Genomic DNA, 21,365 nt, shown 5'->3' on the forward strand with positions numbered 1-21,365 from the left:
TATTCGGATGTAAACAGAATTACTTTTCCTGCACTTTAATTTCGTTTGCACCTTTAGAAAATATTCCGGTTAGACGCTTTTTAAGAATGAAACCCCTTCTCCAAACCGAATCCAGCGAATGCGGTCTTGCCTGTCTCGCCATGGTCGCCAGCCATTTTGGTTATCACACTGACCTGGCTGATTTACGCCGTCAGTTCTCGATCAGCCTCAAGGGTGCGACTCTCGCGCAGTTGATGCGGCATGCGTCTTCCATGCAATTGAACAGCCGCCCCTTGCGGCTGGAACTCGATGAGCTCGATCAACTGGCCTTACCCTGCATCCTGCACTGGAATTTGAATCACTTTGTCGTGCTCAAAGCTGTGCGCAAAGACTGGCGGGGCAAAGCTACTCTGGCCTTACTAGATCCCGCTGTCGGTGAAAGGCGCATGCCTGTGGAAGAAGCTTCTGCGCATTTCACCGGTGTGGCACTGGAGCTGGCACCCAGCCCTTCATTCAAACCCAAGGAAGAAAAAAAGCAAGTTGCCCTGCGTGACTTGACAGGCCATATCGTCGGCCTGCGTTCTGCCATCGTCAAGGTATTGGCACTGGCTTTGGCGCTGGAGATATTTGCCATCTGCGCACCGCTGTTCAACCAATTTGTCATTGATGAAGTCATCGTCAGCGGTGACAAAGAATTACTGGTCGTGCTGGTGTTTGGTTTTGCACTGTTGATGATCACCCAGAATGCCATAGGCCTTGCCCGTAGCTGGTTTTTGATGCGCTGGAGCATGGATATCAGCCTGCAGTGGTCGGCACGCGTGTTTGCCCATCTGGTGCGTTTGCCAGTCTCTTATTTTGAAAAGCGCCATCTCGGTGATGTGGTGTCGCGCTTTGGTTCCATCGGGTCTATACAGAGCACCCTGACGTCCATGTTTGTTGAGAGCGCACTCGATGGCCTGATGGCCGTGCTGGCGCTGGTCATGATGCTGGTGTATAGCCTCAAACTGAGCATGCTCGTCTTGGGTGCAGTGGTTCTTTACGCAGGTTTGCGCTGGGCTTTCTACCAACCTTTCCGTGAAGCATCACAAGAGCGGCTGATTCTGTCTTCCAAAGAGAGTTCCCATTTCCTGGAAACCATGCGCGCAGTCACCCCCTTGAAGCTGTTTGGCCGTGAAACTGAACGACTGTCGCGCTGGCAAAACCTGAAGATCGATGTACAGAACCGCGATATCAAGACGCAAAAGCTGTCGATCATTTTCAAGGTCAGCAATACCCTGATCTTTGGCATACAAGGCCTGGCGCTGTTTTATATCGGTGCTGGCCAGGTCATGCAAAATACCTTGACGGTGGGTATGCTGATGGCCTTCTCCAGCTATGCGGGTACTTTTACTGGCCGCATTTCCAGCCTCATTGATGTGTTCATCAGTTACCGCATGCTCAGCCTGCATAGTGAAAGGCTGGCAGACATCGTGCTGGAAGAAGCCGAGGCAGAAACTGCCGTCGAAACCGATATCTCGCGTATCAAGGCGGTTATTACCCTCAAGAACATCAAGTTCCGTTATGCCGAAGGTGAACCCTGGGTGTTGAGTGATGTGAACCTGACCATACCTGCCGGGCAAAGCATCGCCCTGGTTGGACCCAGTGGTTGTGGTAAAACTACCTTGTGCAAGATCATTCTGGGTTTGTTGAAACCAACAGAAGGTGAAGTGCTGATCGATGATATCCCCATCACCCAGCTAGGCGTCAAGACTTACCGCCAGTTGGTGGGTACGGTCATGCAGGAAGATGTCTTGCTGGCCGGGTCCATCATGGACAATATTGCTTTCTTCGATAGCCATTGTGACCAACAGAGGGTAGAAGAATGCGCCAAACTCGCTGCCATTCATGAAGAAATCAGCAAGATGCCCATGGGTTATCAAACCCTGGTTGGTGATATGGGCAGCAGCCTGTCTGGCGGACAAAAGCAGCGTGTGCTGCTGGCGCGTGCCTTGTACAAACAACCCAAGGTATTGGCATTGGATGAAGCGACCAGTCATCTGGATGTAAACAATGAAAACAAGGTCAATCAGGCACTCGGCAATTTGCAACTGACGCGCATCATGGTGGCGCACAGACCTGAGACCATCAATGCGGCGGAACGAGTAGTATCTATCCAGGAGGGGGCTGTAGTGGAGGTGCGGGCAGCTGTTGCGAAAGAAGATGGAGCGGGTTTGAAGCTGGCTTGAACAGTCAATTTTTATAGACATCTGGCGGACACAATTGGTGTTCCAGATATGCTCGTTGTCTGTGATAACAAATTTGGGTGATTGAATACTGTAAGGAACAAGCAAATGACTACAGAAAAAAAGAGCATTTTCGAATCCAGCAAAATGGCTGTGTATGTTGCGCTATTAGCCAATGTCTCAGTGTTTTTATTTTTTATGATGCATGGTATCCGCGATGGTGCACCAATGTGGAGTTTCTGGGTGCCGCTCGCGGCCTTTATCATGCTCGAAGCCTATACCGTCTTTGAAGAATACAAAAAAACAAATGCAATGACGATGAGGATTAACCTCAGGGCACAGTGGACTGGCATAGTATTCTTTTTCCTGGCGCTGTTCTTGATCATGACCAGGAACTGGGCTGAATATAAATTGAGTATGGCTGATGCATTTATCTTGTGTGCCCTGGCTGGCTGCATCAAGGATAGTATTTTGCAGGCCATGGCAATGCATAGATTTTCCGGCTTTTCCGGCACATGATGGCTTGGCTGACTGCCGTACTCTAAGGTATTGGTGAGTAGAAAAATACAGCGATTTTGAACTCTGCCCAATACAAAATGGCAAGACTTTTATCGGTCTCTGCCACGCCGGTTTAGCTCGTAAGCAGGCTCACGCTCGTGTAAGATATGTCTCTGTATTGATGCAGGAACGAGCATGATGAACATGATGGAAACCCTGGGTGCAGTGATTTTTGGCCTGGCCCTGTTGCATACTTTCAGCGCCAAGTTTTTTGAAGTGCTGGCGCACCGGCATGTCAGGCATGCGGGCCTGTTTCACTTGCTGGGTGAAGTCGAAGTTGTGTTTGGCTTCTGGGCTTTTGTGCTCATCGTCGTCATGGCGCTGGTGTCTGGTGGTGATGCCGCCGTGGCCTATGCCGAGTCGCGTCAATATACCGAACCCCTGTTTGTCTTTGTCGTCATGGTGGTCGCTGCATCGCGCCCTGTGCTGGAGATCGTTGGCCGTGTGCTCAAGGTGCTGGCGCGTTTCACGCCTGTACCTGATGCGCTGGCGATGGTGTGGTTTGGCCTGGCAGTCGTGCCCTTGCTGGGTTCATTGATTACCGAGCCAGCGGCGATGACCCTGGCTGCCCTGATGCTGGCACCAAGAATTTTTAGACAGGGTATGCCTGAGTGGCTCAAGTATGCTGCGCTGGGTGTGCTGTTCGTCAATGTCTCCGTAGGCGGTACGTTGACTTCCTATGCCGCGCCACCGGTGCTGATGGTGGCATCTGCGTGGCAATGGGATAGCGCTTTCATGCTGGCCACTTTTGGCTGGAAGGCGGCTGTGGCCGTGTTGTTCAATGCCAGTGTGATTACACTGCTTTTGCGCACGCACATACCTGCGCAGAATGCAGCAGACAGCACCCAAGTACAGACCGTGCCACTGGTCGTCAGCCTGATACATCTGGCCTTTCTGGCGGGTGTGGTTTTGTTTGCCCATCATCCTGTATTTTTCCTCGGCCTGTTCCTGTTCTTCATGGGCTATACCCAGGCGTATGAACGCCATCAAAGCCCCTTGATTTTGAAAGAGGGTTTGTTGGTCGGTTTCTTTCTCGCCGGCCTGGTGGTGCTGGGCGGCATGCAGCAATGGTGGTTGCAACCCATCGTTTCCAGCCTGCAACCGCATACCCTGTTTTTCGCAGCCTTGGGCCTGACGGCGATTACCGATAATGCGGCACTGACTTATCTGGGTTCCTTGATTGCTGGCCTCAGTGAACAGGCAAAGTACCTGCTGGTCGCTGGTGCGGTCGCTGGCGGCGGGCTGACCGTCATCGCCAACGCCCCCAATCCTGCAGGCGTGGCTTTATTGAAGCGTGGCTTCAATGATGAATCGATAGGCGCAGTTGGTTTATTGCTGGGCGCCTTGCCGCCCACGCTGGTAGCGGCATTGATGTTCTTGCTTTGATGCGGAATATTAAGCAGGATTTGATGCGGGATGTGATGCGGATCAGGGTCTGCTGATATTGCTGATGTTGGCACATTTCAAAAAAACAGATTTGAACTATACTGAATCAAGCGCTACTACATGAACTGGCTTGCCTTGCCCTGATAGGATCAAGCCTGGATAGGCATAGTCTGACAGACTAAGACCGCTCAAGCGTGTAGTATCTTTACTGTCACAGCATGATGTTTTCTTCATGAATATGCAGACAGGTATGCCTTGGTGTTCACCTTTATCAGCGATGGATATATGCCATGCCGGATGAGAAAAATGATCAAGCACAACAAAATACCCCGCACTCAGGAATAGTAGCGCCTGTTGCTGTAACTCACCCGCCTGCAAATCTGCCTGCCAATACGGTATCAGGCACGGTATCAGGCAATCTGACAGAGCAGGCCAATCTATCCCCGTCTGCCATCCCAGTGACACAGACTGTAACTGCGGGCAAAGAAACAATTGAAGGGCAAGCCCCTTACCTCGCTGATGAATCTCCGTGGCGCACGATGATACGTGTCATTACCGCGCGCCTGCGGGCTACTTCCATGCGTACAGCCAAGGGCATTACCCAGCGTACCCTGAAGATAGGCGTGTCTGCCCGCATCTTTCATCCGCAGACCGGTGCAAAGGGCTTGTCGAGCAAGACCCTGCAGTATCTGGAAGAATCCATTGCCCAATGGGTCATGGCGCGCGATGTGATGGTGTTCATGATCCCCTCAGTCAATACCAATGGCCTGATACGGCCCAGCAATATACGCCTGCGTGACTACGCCAGGCATCTTGATGGCCTGGTCTTGCAAGGTGGTGCAGACGTCGCACCTGAAAGTTATTCACAACAATCGACCCGTCCTGAGTGGAATGGCGACCGCACGCGCGATATGTATGAACTCGAGTTGTTGCATGAATTTATCGAGGCCGACAAGCCGCTGCTCGGTATCTGCCGCGGTTGCCAGTTATTGAATGTGGCTTTTGGTGGCAGCCTGTATCAGGACATCGTCACTGAAGTGCCGGGCGCTCTTGCCCACGTCAATGACCTGTATGACCAGCATGGCCATGAATTGCAGTTTACGCCGCAATCTTCACTGGCACAGCTGTTCCCGCCTGGTGTTGTTGCTAAAGTTAATTCCATCCACCATCAATCGATCAAGAATCTGGGCAGGGATATCAAGGTAGAGGCCATTTCACCTGCAGACAACATCGTTGAAGCCATACGCTACCAAAAAGCAAAATTTGTCGTTGGCCTGCAATGGCATCCTGAATTTCATTTGACAGGGCAGAGTGGCCTGCTTGATTGCACACCCATACTGGACAGCTTTTTGCGCGCTGCCCGGGAAACCCGATTCTGAATGTAGAAAATAATAGCCTGGCCTGGCGGAGGAGACAGCATGACCGAGTTTTCCATCAATATCAGCCAGATGGCCTGGCCCTGCGTGCTTGCGCTGGCCTGGTTGCTGGGGGACATCCTCAATCGTGTCCTGCATCTGCCACGCATCAGTGTCTATGCCTTGACGGGTTTTGTGCTGGTGAACCTGTTCCCGGATTACCTGTCCCCACTCGATAACCATAGTCTGGTGTTGCTCGCCAATATCGCCTTTGGCTTGATGCTGTTTGAGTTTGCCTACCGCATCAACCTGCGCTGGCTGCGCCTTAATCCCTGGGTGGCCGTGACAGGTTTGCTGGAAGCCGCAGCCACCTTTGCTACCGTGTATTGTGTCGCCCTATGGTATGGCAGCACACAACTGATGTCGCTGTTACTGGCGGCACTGGCGATGTCGTCTTCACCCGCTGCCGTACTGCGCGTGATAAACGAGCAACGCAGTTCTGGCCAGGTCAGTGAACGCATCTTGCACCTGACTGCGATCAATTCTGTGCTGGCAGTTTTTGCGTTCAAACTCATACTGGTATATGGGGTCATGCAGGCACCAGCCGATATCCTCAAAGCCTCGGCCCAGAGTTTGCAAGTGATGCTGGTGGCTTGTGCATCCGTGCTGGCGGGAACGGTATTCGGTATCTTGCTGCCCACTATATTGCGCTGGCGCGGCAGGCAGACGCAGGACAGCACTCTCGGTTTTGCCTTTGCTGTCATCGTGCTGGTGGCGCTGACCCATGCGACCGGCTTGTCACCGATACTGGCGACCTTGAGTTTTGGCCTGGTAGCCAGGCACAGGCGCATCAGCCTGGGCCGTACACAAAGAAACTTTGGTGTCCTTGGTGAATTGCTGGCGGTAGTGCTGTTTGTGTTTGCCGCATCCACGCTGGCGTTTTCACAGGTACTGGCTGGTGTCATGCTGGGCAGCCTGTTGCTGGTCATGCGCCTGGGCAGCAAGATCATTGTGACTACTTTGCTGGCACCAGTCAGCGGCATCTCCATGCGCAAGGGCATGCTCAGCGGCCTGGGGCTGGCACCGGTGTCTGTCTTTCTGATCCTTAATCTTGAGCAGCCCAACAAACTGGGCATGGCCATGACGAATGAATGGTATGCGCTGGTCGCCATGACCCTGATACTGGAAATTGCAGGCCCCATCCTGACCCACCTGGCCCTGTTTGCCGCAAAAGAAACACCAGAAGAAATGGAGCAATAAGATGCCACTCGGAGAATTCATGCAGTCTGACGCTCTCTCCATGGGCGTAGAACTTGAGTTGCAACTGGTGAACCTGTCTGACTTTGATCTGACTGCTGCCAGCCCCGATCTCTTGCACCTGCTGGCGAAGAAGCCTTTTCCCGGCAACGTCACTCCAGAGATCACCCAGAGCATGATAGAAATCTGCACCGACGTGCAAACCAGATATACCGGTGTATTGGGCCAACTGACCGAGATCCGCGACACCCTCGTGCGCGCTGCCGATATCCTCAACATCGGTATATGTGGTGGTGGCACCCATCCTTTCCAGAAATGGACAGACCGCAAAATATTTTCCAAGCCACGCTTTGCCGAAGTGTCGGCACTGTATGGTTACCTGGCCAAGCAGTTCACCATCTTTGGTCAGCATGTACACATAGGCTGCACCTCCGGTGATGATGCCCTGTTCCTGCTGCATGCGCTGAACCGTTATGTGCCGCATTTCATTGCGCTGTCTGCTTCTTCACCTTATGTGCAGGGCGGTGATACGCTGTTCAATTCTGCCCGTCTCAATTCTGTGTACGCTTTCCCCTTGTCAGGCCGCGCTCCTTTCCTGCTTAATTGGGATGAATTTGCCAACGGCTATTTCAGCAAGATGGAAAAAACCGGCGTCGTCAAAAGCATGAAGGATTTTTACTGGGACATACGCCCCAAGCCAGAGTACGGCACCATAGAACTGCGCGTCTGCGATACCCCTCTGAATGTGGAAAGAGCCGCCGCCCTGGCCGCCTATCTGCAAGTCCTGTGTTCTTATCTGCTGGAAAGGCGCGAAGCTGCGCCAGAAGAAGACGACTATCTCGTCTATAACTACAACCGCTTCCAGGCCTGCCGTTTTGGCTTTGAGGGTGTCACCGTGCATCCCAAGACCTATCAAAACAGCATCTTGCGCGAAGACATACTCGCCACCTTGAACAGGCTCAAACCCCAAGCAGAAACCCTCGATGCACAAGCCGCACTGACACACCTGAGTGAAGTGGCCCGCACCGGCAACGATGCCCAATACCTGCGCCAGCAATATCAGGAAAGCGGCAGCCCCGAAGGCATGGTACATTCCGCGATACACATGTTCCGCGACCGCAGGCGCCGTACCAGGTGGGTGGCGATGTGAGCGTATGGAGTTGCTTATCGGCTGCCAAAAACTAACATAAGAATATCCCCATTTTTCTGGCGGTGCGGGCATATGACCATGACGTTTGTTCGTCCTTATCGATGCCAGCCGAACCAAAACGATATAGCATGGCCAGATTGGCTGCGGCAACTCCATCTCCTGCTTCCAGTGCTTTGCTCAGGTAATGGAGAGCCGTGCTGCCATCTGGCTCGATACCCATGCCAGTTTGGTAAAGTGCCCCCAAGCCGGTTGTGGCCGCGCTGATACCATCCCTGGCAAGAGTCTGCAAGATGTCCAGAGCGGTCGCAAAATTTTTCCTGATGATCGCATAGGCGGCTTCACGTAAATCGGCCTGGCATGGGTGATCGATCATGCAGGAAAAAGCTGCGCTTTCATATATGTGTATCCAGTTCACTTCACCTGATAAGGCGTGATAGCAAGTTATTTCACGACCATATAGCCCTGAACCAATAGGTGGGTACTGGAGTTCAATCGGGCTATTCCAGCAGTCTTCATGTGTAATGCCAGTTTCACGCTTGTTTTCGTCAATGAGTATATAAGCGCTATGGCCGCAATTGAGGCACTTTGGCGGCGCTGTACGGGACATGCGCCATTGATAATGGGCGGCAAAACCTTCGTCGTATAAATTGAGCAGTCTGTCATGGATGTCTCTGGGTCTGAGTTCTTCCGGTAGTTTGCGTAAGGCTGCGGCTTTCATGTACTGCTCTATGCTGGGAACACGCTCAACAAAGCTCGCGGTATTGCAATGCAGGCACCAGCAGGGGGATACAAGCAAGGCCAAGGCGTTCGAATCGCTATAGCGCGGGAGACCGATGTATTCACAGATGGGAATATTTTCCTTTGCAAAAGCACTTTGATTAGTCGTATTGCGAGTGTACACATGGCTATGCCTTGGAGCGTCAAAGTGAAAGTTCTTACCGCATCCAGTGCACGTTAAGTAACTATAAAAATAGTCTTCCATAGACAGATGCTCCTTCAATATTTGTGGATTGATCTTGGTGTTGACACTTTTTTACCCTGCAGTGTCATTGCCCTCCAATTCCCATGAAGCTATACAAGATGGGCAGCAGCTAACGGATATATATTCCCATTTCCCTCGCCGTATGCAGGTAAGATTTCATCTTTTCATCATCAGCCTTGATACCCGCCATGCCTGCCCAGTACATCCTGCTCAGGTTCATCGCGGCCAGACCATCTCCCGCCTCAAGTGCCTTGCTGAGATAATGGATAGCCAGCTCACCATCAGCCTCAACCCCAATGCCGAACAGGTAAAGAGTACCCAGCGCGGTCATGGCAGGGGTTCTTTTTTCTTTTGTGAGTACCTCAAGAATGTCAAAGGACTCTTTTTCCTTATAGCGTACGATAGCGTATGCTGCTGCACGCAAATCAGTTTTGCACGGGTCATCAGTCATGCAGGAAATGACTGCTCTTTCAGACAAGTGCAGCCAGTTCAGTTCGCCATTTAAAGCGTGATAACAACTGATTTGTGCCCGATACATTGCAGATCCGATTGGTGGATACATGCATTCAATGGGACTATTCCAGCAGTACTCATGTGTTATGCCTGTATCGCGTTGGTTTTCATCAATTAATATATAGGCACTATTACCGCAACGCAGACATTTTGATGGTGCTGTGCGTGTCATGCGCCATTGATAGTGCTCAAGGAAATTTTCATCCTCAAGATAAAGCAGGTAGTCACTTGCAGCGTTATGTCTCTCTTGCTCCGGTAATCTGCGCAAGGCGGCAGCTTTCATGTATTGGCTTATGTCCGGTATGCGTTCAATTAAAGTTGGTCTGTTGCAGTGCAGGCACCAGCAAGGTGAGGTGAGCATCACCATTGTGCTTGGATCGCAATAGTGGGGCAGACCTGTGATGTCACATCTAGGATAGTTTGCCTGTGAAAATGCTTGCTGATTGGTCGTGTTGCGAGTGTATGTGTGAGAGCAATTGAAATCTTGAAAGCCAACCATGTAAAAACACCCGCTACACTTGAGATAGCTGCCACTATAGTCTTCCATTGATGGAATCTCCTTTGCGTTGATTCAATTTCCTGGCTTAACTGGAAAGGTCGGCCATTCTAGTGAGCGTTTGCTTGCTTGCCTAGCCCAGTTTCTGATTAAATTTGCAGCAAGCGGCATCTTTGCCACAGGGGGGTATTTTTTATGTGGGAATTTGTCATCCTGTAATTTTTCACCCTCAGTATCGTAGTAAAATACGTCTGACAGCGCGGAGTACTATCGGGCTGGTTTAACTCTTCCTTAGCCCATTCCGTGGCTTGAATGCAGAGCTGGTGTCAGGTGAGAATTTCCTGAAACTGTGTAGCTCAATCTACTTCCCATGCAGTTTGCAGCAATATCCTGTTCCGCAGATTGATTCATGAAAGGACGGAAAATGAATAACTGGACCCCCGATATCTACGAAAAAGCCTGGTCGTTTTCTTCGCGCCAGCATAGCGGGCAAACCTATGGTGGCAAGGTCGAAGGTGAACGTATTGAATACATCAACCACATCGCCAGCGTGGCGATGGAAGTGATCTGGGCTTTGCAAACTAATACCAATGCCGATGGTGCGCTTGCCGTGCAATGTGCCTTGTTGCATGACACCATAGAAGACACCAGCGCCAGCTATGAATTATTGCAGCAGGAATTTGGCCAGGCCGTGGCGGACGGTGTGCAAGCTCTGTCAAAGAACACCGCATTGCCAACCAAGGCAGAGCAAATGCGCGACAGCCTGGACCGCATACGCCAGCAACCGGCAGAGATATGGATGGTCAAGATGGCTGACCGCATCACCAATCTGTATCACCCGCCGCATTACTGGAGCAATGAAAAGATACTCGCATATCGCGATGAAGCACAGCTCATCCATGATGAATTGCTGACTGCCGATTTTGGCCTGGCGCAGCGCCTGCAGGCGAAGATCAATGCCTATCCGCAGTTCCTGAAGAAATGATTTTGCTGTACTTGACTATTGCTTTTGCAAAAACTACACTCGTTCGCATGACATTTCAATTGACCACCACGACAGGTTCTACCTTTACCACGACTACTGCGACTACCATCGGTAGTAGCGGGGTAGGCTGGCGTCCGGCTTGATAGCGTCATCACAGGTAGTGAAAACTGCCTGAAATAGCAAACCCCGCCAGCGATGAGCGGGGTTTTTTCTTGCCTGTACGCGGGCAATTTATCCATGCAGAAATGCGCAAAGGAGTCTGAAAGATGGTGCAACAATCATATGCAAACCCGGCCGTGCTGGTCATTGATATGCAGGTAGGCCTGTTCCATGGCGGGCGCATTATCCATGCAACAGAGCAGGTGCTGGACAATGTCAAGCGCGTGCTGGTCAAGGCACATGCCGCCAGTGTGCCGGTATTTGCCGTACGCCACACTGGTCCGCAGGGCTCGCCGATAGAAGCTGGCAGTGCCAACTGGCAATTCATGCCTGAGCTGGGCATCGATTTGGAAGGCGATACCGTATTTGAAAAGACCCGGCCCAGTTGCTTTGCAGGGACGGATCTATTGCAACAATTGCGCGCAAAGCGCATACAGGAACTGATCATTTGCGGACTTAAAACCCAGTACTGCATAGACAGCAATTGCCGTGCTGCCAGTGAACTGGGTTTCAAGGTGATACTGGTAGAAGATGCGCATAGCTGCAATGACACTGAGTTGCTACCTGCCAGCACCATCATCGCCCACCATAATGCGACCCTGAATGGTCTGTTTGCCAGTCTGATCAAGACTGAAGATCTGCGTTTTTAATCCTGCCAGGCAAGAAGGCCGCCAGCCAGTGCGGATTGAAATTGCAAAAATTTCAATTCGGACTAGAATGCTATGGTCTGGCTGCTTGTGCCAGGCCTGGTGAATACGGTTGAACTGCATTTCAAATCCTGAACACGGAGGCAAGAATGAAATTACTGCGCTTTTATGTTGAAGTAGGAGGAGAAGAATTTGATGCCGACAGCTTTGCCCTGGCGGCGGATAACAAGGGGCTTGATGGTGCAGTCTCGCGCATCAGTAACAACAGCAAGACACTCAAGCGCTGGGGTGAAGATGCGCAGGTGACGATTCATCTGGCAGGGCCAGCGCAGCCAGACAGCAATAGCGGGGCCAGGCAATGGTGTACCGGCCTGCTGGAATGTGCCAGCGAATCAGAAACAAATTTGCCTGCATGGCTGGCAGAAGAAGCGCAACTGCTGGATTTTCTGGAGCAGGTCAAATACAAATTACCTGCTGTTGCCGACTATTGCGATGGCGAGTACTTCATCTTGCTCAGGCTTGTTTATGCCACTTCAGGCGCAGGCCTGCATTATTCAGAAACCCTGGTGCGCAATCTGACCGAGATCAATGCGGGGCTGACGATAGACCACGCATGAAAAACCAGAACCTTGCCTGCAAATTTGCAACTGACAAGGTTCTGATTTTCTCGGGTTATTCGGGTTATTTCTGACTATTTCTGGATAGTATACTTACCCAGCTGATTTACTGATCAGGCATGATCAAACGCTCTGTCTGTAGCAGGCTTGCCGAGATTGTACCAATCGACCTTGCGGGTCGCCAGCATGATGCCTGACAGGACAGCAAACAGCAGCAGGCTACCCATCATCATGGCATTGTTTTCTGAACTCAGCAGACCAAACAGGATGCCGTACAAGATTGTCAATGCCACGCCAAATCCCAGGCCGCGCTTCCAGTTATGCAGCACATTGGCAAGGTAAATACCGATGAGCAAAATACAGGCTGCACTGGCCGTCAGATAGGCCAGCACGAAGCTGATTTTTTCTGACAGGCTGACCAGCAGCAAGAAGAAAATCACCAGCGCCAGGCCCACCAGGGTGTATTGCACAGGGTGGATAGGCAGTTGCTTCAAGACCTCGAACAAAAAGAAGGCGGCAAAGGTCAGGGCGACGAACATCAGGCCATATTTGACGGCGCGGTCAGCCTGCGTATAGATGTTAACAGGTTCGATGTAAGAGACACTGAAGATATCGATAGGCGATGCAGATGAAGTGGGGCTGCCATCTTCATTCAGATTTGTACCACTTGCTACTTTGACTGCGTTCCCGGCGTTTTCGAGACGCGTCATTTGTTGCTGTGCATTGCTGGACAAGGAAGAGATATTCCAGTTGGCACTGACATTCTTGTCTGTATTAATCCTGCCTTTTGGTGATGGCAAGAAGCGACCACCATACTGCACATGTGGCCAGTTCGAAGTCAGTGTCACCTGGTTATTTTTTGCCAGTGGTGCAAAGCTCAGTTTTTCTATGCCATCCACATCCAGGTCTATCTTGAATTTGACTTGTTTTGCGCTCGCCAGATCAACATCATCCAGGCCCGCATGAATGCCGCGCTGGAAAGCGCTAAGGCCGCTACCCTGTTTGAATTCTATCGCCTGCTCACCCCATTTGAGCGTAGGGAAATTTTGCAGACCACGGGTATCACTGAGGCCCATGGATATATAAGGTTTTTCTGCCAGCGTGATGGCAGCTTTGGGATTATCCTTTTGTACCATGTTCGATAGTTCAGGCAGCATGAAGTCACCCGTTATTTTATGGTGCCCGGTATATACCAGCACTTTATGGATGCCGCGATAGCGCTGGTCAGTATCGATATTGCCTATGACCTGCATTTCATTCGGATAGATATAGTGTTTTCTATTGGCCGACAACTGGCGGCGCACGGTTTTATTGAGCGTTGCATCAAAGCTCTCATCTTCCCAGGTTTCGGTATAAGGCACGACCAGCACGGGGCCAACGATGACCTGCTCACTGACAGAATCCGCTGTGATACTGCGCACGGCCTCTTCGCGGTAATGCATACGCTCCCAGATCGTGGCTTGTATCATGCCCAGCGGTACATACAGCAAGATGGCCAGCAGGCCGACAATGGCGATTTTGAATAACAGACTTCTTTGCATGACAGGCTCCGGTAATGGCGAAGCTTGTAATGTAAAAAAGGAATGTGCGGGGATGATGTGGTTTGTGTGAAGTGGGATGTTTCTTTGTTCTTGTGGGTTGGCGTATGTTGGGCCGGGTCTCGTAGATTGACCGCGTATCGTAGGTTGGGCTACGATTTACCAGCCCAACACTCGGCGTTTAAATAACGCATACGTTTGTTTAGGCCGAGTGTTGGGCTGATGAACCGTAGCCTAGCGAGGCCCGGCCCAACCTACGATATTTAAACCCCCAAACACAGCATAGCCCGCACTCCACCGCTAGCCTCATTTACCACGCTAATACTCCCCCCATGCAGCAACGCTACTTCCCGCACAAACGGCAAACCCAGCCCCGTACTTTTCGCCGCATGTGGCCGGGGCAGGGAGTAGAAGCGGTCAAAGATTTTATCGAGGGCGTAATCTGGTATGCCTGGCCCCTGGTCGCTGATACTGATTTGCAGTGATGATGTGCCATCGGGGTTATTGATGAGACGGGTTTGCAGGCTGATACTGCTGCCTGCAGCGGCAAAGGCAATCGCATTGTCGAGCAGATTGCCCAGCGCCTGGCGCAACAATAATTCATCACCATTGATGCTGGTGATGGCGGAGTCCATGTCTTGCTGCAGTTGCAGGGACTTGGCTAACAATCCGGGTTGCGCATCTTCAGTCACCAGTGCCGAAAGGCGCGGGATGTTGACGACTTGTACGTGGTCCAGGCTTTGCTGTTTTTCCAGCTTGACCAGGGCCAGCAATTTATCGATAAGCTGACGCTGGCGGGAATTTTGTTCGAGGATGTTGTTGAGGAAATGCTGCCTGTCAGCGGCGGGCATGTCTTCACGCATAAGTTCGGCTGAGCCTTGGATAGAAGCGATGGGGCTCTTCAACTCATGCGCCATGGTGTGCATGAGTTGTTCTACATATTGCTTGCCTTCGAGCTTGTCGCGCATGGCTTCAAGGGCGCGGCCCAGGCTACCGATTTCATTATTGCCCAGTTCAGGCAGGCTGGTTTTCTCGCCGTTTTCTACGCTGCTGGCATAGGTTTGCAGCTTGCGCAAAGTGCGGTTCAGCCACCATGAAAAACCTAAACCTATCAACAGAGAGCCCAGCCACAGCCACGCACTGCGCTGCAGTATCTTGCGCTGGCTGCGCCAGATAAACGGGTTGATGGTGGAGATCGGTTTGGCGACCGTCAGTGAACCTATGATGCGGCCATGGTCGAGGATGGGCGCTGCCACATGCATGACGCTGCTGCCTTCATCTTCCGATTTGCTACGGGTGCTGCGGGCACCGTATTTACCCTGCAGGGTGCGGTTGACATCATTCCAGCGTGAGTAATCCTGACCCACGTCCTTGCCATCGCTGTCGAAGATAACGATGCCTTGGATGTCGGTGATGTAGATGCGGTAATCAAGACTGGTCTTGCGTATGCCGCTGATGTTGGCATCAATGCTGCGTTGCGCATAGTTTTGCAGGCGCTTCATCAAATCACTATCGGCGACTTTGCCTGCTGCCACATCGTCGGCCACCAGGGTGGCCAGCATTTGTGCGGTGTCGATAAGGGTGTCTTCCAGCGTCGCACGCACACCGGGTTTGATTTCTTCAACTACGACATTCAGTATCAGCCAGGCACTCAGGCCCAGTATCAGAAAATAACCCAGCAGTATGCGCAGGCCTATCTTCATGCAGGCGACCAGCTATAGCCCATGCCGCGGTGGGTGATGATACCTTCATCATTTGCTTCACCATCATCTGCAGCACCTGTATTGTTGAACCTTGCCTGACGCAGTTTGGCCCGCAGGCATTTGACGTGGGCATCGACGGTGCGGTCCAGCGTATCGGGCGCGTTGGTCCAGACGATTTCCATGAGCTGTGCGCGTGAGAATAAGTGGCCAGGGCTTTCCATCAGCGTCTTGAGCAACAGGTATTCATAACGCGTCAGGCTCAGTGTCTGGCCGTAAGCGATGATGCGCGCTTCTTGCGGTTTTAATTCAAAACGGGGTGCTGCAGTATCTGCCACAGTTTGCACCTTGCCTTGCTGGCGCCGCAAAATCGCACGTATGCGGGCCACCACTTCGCGTGGTGAAAAGGGTTTGCTGACATAATCGTCAGCCCCGATTTCGAGGCCAACGATGCGGTCTATCTCATCATTGCGTGCGGTCAAAAACAGCACGGGTGTATCAGAGAACTGGCGCAACTGGCGGCAGACATCAAAGCCGCTGATGTCGGGCAAACCGATGTCGAGTACGATCAGTGCGGGTGGCGTGGTCGTTGTGCGCAAGAGTTCCAGCGCTTGCTGGCCCAGGCTCAGGTGTTGCGGGATAAAGCCGTCAGTCTTCAGGGCGTAGGCCAGGGTGTCGGCGATGCTGACTTCATCTTCGATGATCAGTATGGATTTGCTCATGCAGGAGATGATAGAGATGTGGATAATCCCGCACAATTGATTTGTGCGGGACGTTGGAAGATTATTCCGGCTTCAGGTAAAACGCATCCGGCAACTGATCACCTGCGGTCGTGGTCTTGAGATCACCTTTGAGATTCGTCAGCAGCACAGGCAATTCTGGCCCACCCAGTTCGATGATGACCTGGCGGCACGCGCCGCAAGGGGCGATCGGGCCTTCGGTATCACCAGTCACGGCGATGGCAGCAAAGTCGCCAGGACGGTAGCCGGCAGCAATGGCAGAAAACAGGGCAGTGCGCTCAGCACAATTGCACAAACCATAAGAGGCGTTTTCTACATTGCAGCCATGGAAAGTCTTGCCATCCTTGGTCAGAACAGCAGCGCCGACCTTGAATTTGGAGTAGGGCGCATAAGCGGATTCACGGGCCGTATTGGCAGCTTGCAATAGTTCACTTTTGTTAAACATGTTCGTCTTTCGTTGGTATAGGCGACATTGTATTATCAAACCATGTCAAATATGGTGAATCCGCTTAAATCCTCCGCTCCCGGCCAGGTCGGGCAGCATGGACAAACGCATTCTCCCTTTAGAAAAAAACTGCAGGAAATCGTCTTCCTGATCTGTGCAGCCAGCCTCTACTATCTGGCAGCACGCACGGGCATGCAATTGTTTGCCCTCAAACCCAGCAATATCACCTTGCTGTGGCTGGCGTCTGGCATAGGCATGGTGATGGGCATGCGCCATGGTTTGCTGGCTTTCCCTTTCATTCTGATGGCCAGCTTCTTGGCAAATTATCCCGGCATGGTCGAGGCGCACAAGAATTCTCCTGCGCTATATACACTGATCTCTGCCATGGCTGACGGTCTGGCGGGCATTGTTGCCATGCTCATGATGCGTTTGTCCTTGCCGCAAGGTTTGCGTCAATCTACTGATTTGTTGCATTTCGGCATCAAAGTCTGTCTGATACCGACCATGCTCAGCAGCCTCATCCTGAGCCTGAATTTGTCTGTGGGCGGCTACATTCATTGGGATGAGGCGGGTAACTTCTTTCGCATGCTGGTGCTGGCCGATAGCCTGGGTATCTTGCTGATTTATCCACTCTACCAGGCCTGGCGTGACGATCATCAGTTGCACAGTAATGAAGTGCAGCGGCTGGTACTGACCGGACTTGGTGTAGGGGTGCTGCTATACCTGGCGTTTCGCGGGCACCCGGGGTTTATCTATTTCGTTTTGCCCGTGCTTTTGCTGCTGGCTTTTTATGTCAGCCTCAAGCTCATGACGCTGGCGTTGACTGCCAGCATGGTTGCCATTATCGCTATTACCGGACAACAGTTAGGCCCTTTCCAAAGCAGCAATCTGGTCGAGGCGAATTTCATGCTGGTGTGCTTTGTGTGCACGACCACTTTTACGATACTGGCGGTCGCCTTGCATAACCGTCAATTGCTGACAATAGAGGCTGCCAGGCAAGAATGGCAAAAAGCCGCAGAAGTGGATGAGCTGACCAAACTGATTAATCGCGCCACCTTTTTACCCATGCTGGCAGAAGAACATCAACGCGCCAAGCGCATAAAACGACCTTATGCCCTGGCCTTGCTGGATATTGATCACTTTAAAAAGGTCAATGACATATACGGGCACCAGGCCGGCGATGAAGTAATCGCTCACTTTGCCAGTCTGATGCAAGCCAATACCCGTGGCATAGACAAGGCCGCCCGCCTTGGTGGGGATGAGTTTGCCGTACTCTTCCCCGAGTCTGATGCCATGGATGCCGCTGCCGCCATGGAAAGATTGCGCCTGCGCCTCGAAAAAAGCCCGGTCACCGTGGCCGGTATTGATATTTATGTCACTGCCAGTATAGGTATTACAGAATATCAGGGTGGAGATGTGACCCCGGACATGGTGCGCACCCGTGCTGATCAGCTACTTTATGCAGCAAAACATGCAGGCAGAAACCGCATCATGTTTGATGCCGTGACCGACGAAGCGGCATGATATTTCAATGCATAATTATTATGCAAAATATTTAATGGCGGTAATAATCATCTGATTTTGCCATTGCAATTTCACCTTCCATGCTCCATAACGATAGTACAGGGCTAAACATCTATCACTATTATCATGGAGCAATACGATGAGTATAGGCATATCCAGACAAGATCTTTACGTGCGCACTTACCAGACTGCGCAAACCAAAGCGCCCAAGACGGACGAGCAAACGGCAGACACGAATGCCACCACCACATCTGACAGCACCAGCGTTAATCTGGATGCCAGCAAGAATGATACGGTGGTGTATTCTGACCCGCGCCTGAATAAAACAGCCGCACCTGACCTGCAAGCCCTGCTGGAAGAATCCAACCGCAAGGCGCAGGACATCATTAACCTGATCAAACCACTGGTAGAGCAACAGGGGCTGGAATTGTCCAAGGTGGTCAGTGGCCAGCAAAAAATCTCGGCCAGTCCGGAAGCCATCAAGGCAGCGCAGGCAGCCGTGGCTGATGGTGGCGAGTTCAGCGTACAAAAAACTGCTGAACGCATACTCAGCTTTGCCAAGGCAGCTATTGGCGATGATCCGGCCAAGCTCGATAAAATTACTAAAGCGGTTGAGCAGGGTTTTAAAGAAGCATCAGACATACTGGGCGGCACTTTGCCAGACATCAGCAAACAAACCCTGGAAGCCATACGTACAGAATTTGCTCGCTGGAAATCGGATGGCATACCCTCAGGCGATACGGTGACGCTGGCAAAACCAGCGACAGCGAAAGCAGCCTGAGTTAAGCCGAAGTATTTTTTGTAGGGTGCGCCGTGCGCACCGTTTGAAGAACACATCAGGAAATCAGGAAACCAGTAACGGCAGTAACTAGCTGGTGCGCACGGCGCACCCTACAAAATACTGCAACCCTAAGCATATTAAATGCAGCATCTACCTCATATGTTTGCTCAGCCAGAGAGCGTTGCGCCAGGCGCCCCCTGCGCTGCCTTGCAGATACTGCCATCGCAGCGGCATCTGCAAGTCTCTTGTCTACTTCCCACCCAAATCCTTATAAGCAGCAGGCACATTCAAGACCGGGTGCACCCAGCCAAACAAGGCATAACCCGCATAATCAGGCATGCTGACCTGTTTCACGGTTTGCTCCAGATTCAAACCCTGCGTGATCGCAGCCTGCACTTGGCTACGTACAGTTTCCAGATAAGCAATCTGCCATTTCAAGTCTTCCTTGCCTATGGCTACGCCGTGCCCAGGCACGATGCGGGCATCTGCTGGCAAGAAGACATCAACGCGGCGCAGGGTCTCCAGCGTGGCGATCAAATGACCGTCCAGCAACCAGGGCAGGGCGGGTTTGCCAGCGATGACCGGGTTGCCACTCCACATGACCTTGCTTTGCGGCTCCCACACCCATAAGTCACCACCAGTCTGGGCAAAGCCAAAGTCCATGATCTCCACCACTTTGCCGCCGAGGTCCAGTTTCAGGCTGCCACCTGGAGCGACCAGCACATCACCAGTGCGTGCCTTGATTTCTTCTATGCCGCGGCCAGTGCCAAAGTTCTTGATCATGAAAGCCTTGTCATCGTCCAGATGCGCATGGATATAAGTGCTGGTCTGCGCATGCTGGATGATCTTGGTGCTGGCGGGCATATACATATTGCCGTAGGCATGGTCACCGTGTGAACTGGTGTTGACTGCATACAATATAGGCTTGTGGCCCAGCTTCCAGCTCAGTGCCATCACCTGTGAATTCAAACGCTTGTTGAGCATGGTCTCTATCAACAGGGTACCCTTGCTGCCAACGATCAGGCCGCCACTGGTGGCTGCTGCGCCGCCCTTGGCATTGAGCTCTTTGGCGTTATTGGCGTAGTAGGCATACACACCATCTCCCAGTTTTTCACTGACCATCTCGACCTTGTTGCCATCCCAGATAGGTTCTGCTGATTGTGACGCTTGTGACGCTTGTGACGCTTGTGTCACTGTGGCAAACAGCAAACCTGTCATGACTGCCAAGACTGTGCGTTTCATATTGTTCTCCTCTAAATTGGTTGATGTAGCCAGTGTAGTTGCTACATTTATGCAATACAATTAGCTATCGATGACTAATTAATTTGCGAAAATGCAAAGCGTAGAAAATCTCAATGATTTGCGGCTGGTTGCCTGGATAGCTGAGACTGGTTCGCTGGCAGGTGCTGCGCGCCGCCTGGGCTTGAATCATGCAACCGTATTCCGTCGCCTGAACCAGCTGGAGGCAGAGACAGGCGTGCGCCTGTTTGAACGCATAGCAGGCCGCTACCATGCGACAGCAGCAGGTGAAGAACTCATGCGCGCCGGCGCAGAACTGGATGCGATTGCCACCAGCGCCATGCTGCGAGTGGCGGGGGCAGACTTGCGACCCAGCGGCCTGGTACGCATCTCCACGACCGACAGCCTGGCTTTAACACTGTTGCCACCGGTACTTGCCTTGTGCCGCCAGCTCTACCCGCAAATCAGGCTGACGCTGGAAGTTGATAACAAGTCTGCAAACCTGTCGAAGCGCGATGCCGACATTGCCGTGCGCCCGACAATTACGCCGCCAGACTACCTGATAGGCAAGCACATCGCCCCTCTGGAATTTTGCATTTATGCAGCGTCGTCTTATCTTGCTTTGCATGCAGACTTGCCACTGGATCAGCATGAATGGATAGCGCTTGATGACGCCCACAGCGGTCACCGCAGCCTGCGCTGGCTCAGCAATATCCTGTCGCTGGATGAAATAGGTTATCGCAGCAGCAGCTTTGGCCTGGTTCAGCAAGCCTGCATGCACGGCATGGGCTTGGCGATCTTGCCTTGCATACTGGGCGACAGCTCAGATGCCTTGCAGCGGGTGGGTGAACCTATACCTGAATGCGCCGCAGCACTGTGGTTGCTTATCCATCCCGATTTGCGCGAGACTAATCGCGTCAAGGCGGTGTTCCAGCTTTTGCATGAGGAGCTGGGCAGGGCGATGGCATCAGTGGGGGCCTCTGTTATCTAGCCAATATGCATCTTCTTGTCATCGTAGTTTGTTAAAATTCAGGCTTTCTTCATATCTGGCAAGACGAACTTGCTTGTCCATCACCTTTGATTCTGGAGTCT

At 52.1% G+C, this 21,365-nt stretch carries 19 protein-coding genes; 12 read left to right on the forward strand and 7 right to left on the reverse strand.

Annotated elements, in window-relative coordinates; genetic code table 11:
• Positions 1–86: 86 nt before the first annotated feature.
• From ACO0LI_RS19265 to ACO0LI_RS19290, 6 genes are all read left to right on the forward strand, one after another.
• Complete coding sequence (locus ACO0LI_RS19265) at positions 87–2,204, forward strand: peptidase domain-containing ABC transporter (protein ID WP_423034568.1); 2,118 nt, start codon at positions 87–89, stop codon at positions 2,202–2,204.
• 105 nt (positions 2,205–2,309) lie between these two features.
• On the forward strand, positions 2,310–2,720 hold the full coding sequence (locus tag ACO0LI_RS19270; RefSeq protein ID WP_423034570.1) for a hypothetical protein: 411 nt from the start codon (positions 2,310–2,312) through the stop codon (positions 2,718–2,720).
• Between the two features lie 177 nt (positions 2,721–2,897).
• Positions 2,898–4,145 (forward strand): putative Na+/H+ antiporter, encoded by a 1,248-nt coding sequence (locus ACO0LI_RS19275; protein WP_423034742.1) that lies wholly within the window; start codon positions 2,898–2,900, stop codon positions 4,143–4,145.
• Positions 4,146–4,435: 290 nt separating this feature from the next.
• The gene (locus tag ACO0LI_RS19280; RefSeq protein WP_423034572.1) at positions 4,436–5,524 is read left to right on the forward strand and encodes a gamma-glutamyl-gamma-aminobutyrate hydrolase family protein; all 1,089 of its coding nucleotides are present in this window, start codon (positions 4,436–4,438) and stop codon (positions 5,522–5,524) included.
• Positions 5,525–5,563: 39 nt separating this feature from the next.
• A complete protein-coding gene (locus ACO0LI_RS19285) occupies positions 5,564–6,760 on the forward strand; it encodes a cation:proton antiporter (RefSeq protein WP_423034574.1) in 1,197 nt (398 codons plus the stop codon).
• Position 6,761: 1 nt separating this feature from the next.
• Positions 6,762–7,907: a YbdK family carboxylate-amine ligase gene (locus ACO0LI_RS19290; RefSeq protein ID WP_422952196.1), complete on the forward strand. Its 1,146-nt coding sequence runs from the start codon at positions 6,762–6,764 to the stop codon at positions 7,905–7,907.
• A 31-nt stretch (positions 7,908–7,938) separates the two neighbouring features.
• On the opposite strand, the gene ACO0LI_RS19295 is transcribed toward ACO0LI_RS19290, so the two are convergent.
• Entirely contained in the window at positions 7,939–8,625 is a 687-nt protein-coding gene (locus ACO0LI_RS19295; protein WP_422952197.1) for a tetratricopeptide repeat protein, read from the reverse strand.
• A 373-nt stretch (positions 8,626–8,998) separates the two neighbouring features.
• Entirely contained in the window at positions 8,999–9,685 is a 687-nt protein-coding gene (locus ACO0LI_RS19300) for a tetratricopeptide repeat protein (protein WP_422952198.1), read from the reverse strand.
• A gap of 637 nt (positions 9,686–10,322) precedes the next feature.
• On the opposite strand from ACO0LI_RS19300, the gene ACO0LI_RS19305 reads away from it, so the two are divergent.
• The 3 genes from ACO0LI_RS19305 (at position 10,323) to ACO0LI_RS19315 (ending at position 12,306) form a co-directional block, all read left to right on the forward strand.
• Positions 10,323–10,883 (forward strand): HD domain-containing protein, encoded by a 561-nt coding sequence (locus ACO0LI_RS19305; RefSeq protein ID WP_423034576.1) that lies wholly within the window; start codon positions 10,323–10,325, stop codon positions 10,881–10,883.
• A gap of 266 nt (positions 10,884–11,149) precedes the next feature.
• Entirely contained in the window at positions 11,150–11,692 is a 543-nt protein-coding gene (locus tag ACO0LI_RS19310) for a cysteine hydrolase family protein (protein WP_423034578.1), read from the forward strand.
• A 146-nt stretch (positions 11,693–11,838) separates the two neighbouring features.
• Positions 11,839–12,306, forward strand: coding sequence for a hypothetical protein (locus ACO0LI_RS19315; RefSeq protein WP_422976317.1), 468 nt, complete (start codon positions 11,839–11,841; stop codon positions 12,304–12,306).
• 113 nt (positions 12,307–12,419) lie between these two features.
• Here the strand turns inward: ACO0LI_RS19315 and creD are convergent, their stop codons facing one another.
• From creD to cdd, 4 genes are all read right to left on the reverse strand, one after another.
• Entirely contained in the window at positions 12,420–13,847 is a 1,428-nt protein-coding gene (gene creD, locus ACO0LI_RS19320; RefSeq protein ID WP_423034580.1) for a cell envelope integrity protein CreD, read from the reverse strand.
• 260 nt (positions 13,848–14,107) lie between these two features.
• Positions 14,108–15,547: a two-component system sensor histidine kinase CreC gene (gene creC, locus ACO0LI_RS19325; protein WP_423034582.1), complete on the reverse strand. Its 1,440-nt coding sequence runs from the start codon at positions 15,545–15,547 to the stop codon at positions 14,108–14,110.
• The gene (gene creB, locus ACO0LI_RS19330) at positions 15,544–16,266 is read right to left on the reverse strand and encodes a two-component system response regulator CreB (protein WP_423034584.1); all 723 of its coding nucleotides are present in this window, start codon (positions 16,264–16,266) and stop codon (positions 15,544–15,546) included. Before creB ends, creC begins: the two co-directional genes overlap by 4 nt.
• A 61-nt stretch (positions 16,267–16,327) precedes the next feature.
• Positions 16,328–16,729 (reverse strand): cytidine deaminase, encoded by a 402-nt coding sequence (cdd, locus tag ACO0LI_RS19335; RefSeq protein ID WP_110257702.1) that lies wholly within the window; start codon positions 16,727–16,729, stop codon positions 16,328–16,330.
• 42 nt (positions 16,730–16,771) lie between these two features.
• Between cdd and ACO0LI_RS19340 the strand changes: the two genes are divergently transcribed.
• Both ACO0LI_RS19340 and ACO0LI_RS19345 read left to right on the forward strand, forming a co-directional pair.
• Positions 16,772–18,253: a diguanylate cyclase gene (locus ACO0LI_RS19340; RefSeq protein WP_423034586.1), complete on the forward strand. Its 1,482-nt coding sequence runs from the start codon at positions 16,772–16,774 to the stop codon at positions 18,251–18,253.
• Positions 18,254–18,392: 139 nt separating this feature from the next.
• Positions 18,393–19,034, forward strand: a complete 642-nt coding sequence (locus tag ACO0LI_RS19345) for a DUF5610 domain-containing protein (protein WP_423034588.1) — start codon at positions 18,393–18,395, stop codon at positions 19,032–19,034.
• 249 nt (positions 19,035–19,283) lie between these two features.
• Here the strand turns inward: ACO0LI_RS19345 and ACO0LI_RS19350 are convergent, their stop codons facing one another.
• Complete coding sequence (locus ACO0LI_RS19350) at positions 19,284–20,276, reverse strand: MBL fold metallo-hydrolase (protein WP_423034590.1); 993 nt, start codon at positions 20,274–20,276, stop codon at positions 19,284–19,286.
• Positions 20,277–20,367: 91 nt separating this feature from the next.
• Here ACO0LI_RS19350 and ACO0LI_RS19355 point away from each other — a divergent pair, with 91 nt between their 5' ends.
• Positions 20,368–21,264 carry a LysR family transcriptional regulator gene (locus ACO0LI_RS19355; RefSeq protein WP_423034592.1) on the forward strand — a complete coding sequence of 299 codons (897 nt, stop codon included), beginning with the start codon at positions 20,368–20,370 and terminating at the stop codon, positions 21,262–21,264.
• Positions 21,265–21,365 lie beyond the last annotated feature (101 nt).

This window comes from Undibacterium sp. Tian12W, from assembly GCF_049339405.1.
GTDB lineage: Bacteria > Pseudomonadota > Gammaproteobacteria > Burkholderiales > Burkholderiaceae_D > Undibacterium.